Origin of the sequence: Streptomyces sp. MB09-02B (assembly GCF_033794485.1) — a bacterium.
In the GTDB taxonomy this organism is placed as follows: Bacteria; Actinomycetota; Actinomycetes; order Streptomycetales; family Streptomycetaceae; genus Streptomyces.
In genome coordinates this window covers 1-1,213 of sequence record NZ_JARGEE010000882.1, presented here as the reverse complement: position 1 = coordinate 1,213, position 1,213 = coordinate 1, and the positions used below count along the sequence as shown (strand labels likewise).

1 protein-coding gene and 1 pseudogene are annotated in these 1,213 nt (G+C 72.0%); both read right to left on the bottom strand.

Features of this window, described 5'->3' with window-relative positions:
- A pseudogene (locus P1P70_RS44830) lies at positions 1-323 on the bottom strand (hypothetical protein); the annotation flags it as partial.
- Between the two features lie 389 nt (positions 324-712).
- A partial coding sequence (locus tag P1P70_RS44825; protein ID WP_319248277.1) for a biotin/lipoyl-containing protein occupies positions 713-1,213 on the bottom strand: 501 nt, incomplete at its 5' end.

Here is a 1,213-nt window from a genome sequence, read left to right as displayed (position 1 = left end):
AGGCATTCCCGCACGGCCAGGAAGAGCTCATGGCGCGAGGAATCGGGCACGGTGCGCTCGGCGCCGGTGGCGGAGAAGACGACGCGGACCGGGCCGGGCACGATGCTCGGTTTTGGCCTCGTGGTCTTCTTCGCCGCGTCCGTGCCCTGACTCGCGGCGGCTGCGCTCGTGGAGGTCTTCGCGCTCTGCGCATCGATCACGCGGGCGGCGGCTTTGCCCTGTGGCCCTCCTTGCGCCCCGCCGCTCTCCCGCAGCAGGCCGTCGAGCCTGGCAGGCGGGAGGCAGCGCGAGTACAGCCCGGCGGTCCACCGGAGGGGGTTCATGATCTCGCGCGGTCCGTGTGCGGGCGGACGTCCGAAGTCATGGGGCCGGCCGGGGCTGCAGCCGCCAGGCCGCCCGGCCGACTCGATCGGTTCGATCGGTTCGACCGGTTCGACCGGTTCGACCGGTTCCCTGCGGGCAGCGGGGGATGTTGGGACACGGGGCCTCGCTCATGCGCGGCGGGGGCGTTGCGCCCCGAGCCGTGTGGGTTGGGGGTGCGTCGTCGCGGCGTGGGAGCGCGGCGTGAGGGCGGGCGTCGTGGGATGAGACGGGTGCGAGGGCACCGAGGCCGTGGCCCGGGTGTGCTCCAGGTCGTCGTGGTGGTGGTGAGGGCCGATGCCGCCGGGGACGCGGCCGGCTCCGGTTCCGGTTCCGGCCTGGTGTGGCCGGTTCAGTCCTTGATGTCGCAGATCACGGCGCCGGAGGTGAGCGAGGCGCCCACGGCTGCACTCAGATCCTTGATGGTGCCGGCCTTGTGCGCGTTGAGGGGTTGTTCCATCTTCATGGCCTCCAGGACGACGACGAGGTCGCCTTCGGTGACGTGTTGGCCCTCTTCGACGGCGACCTTGACGACGGTGCCCTGCATCGGGGAGGCGAGGGTGTCGCCGGAGGCGGCCGGGAGGGACTTCTTTCCGGCCCGGCGTCTGGTCCTGGCGCCGGTGGCGGTGTTGGTGCGGGCCGGTGTCATGCCCAGCGAGGAGGGCACCAGGACCTCCAGGCGCTTGCCCCCGATCTCGACGACGATGGCCTCGCGGCCCGTATCGCCCTCCGCGTCCTGCTCCGGCACGGCCGGGAAGGGCTTGATGTCGTTGACGAACTCGGTCTCGATCCAGCGGGTGTGGACCGTGAACGGGTCGCTGGAGCCGGTCAGTTCGGGGGCGAACGCCGGGTC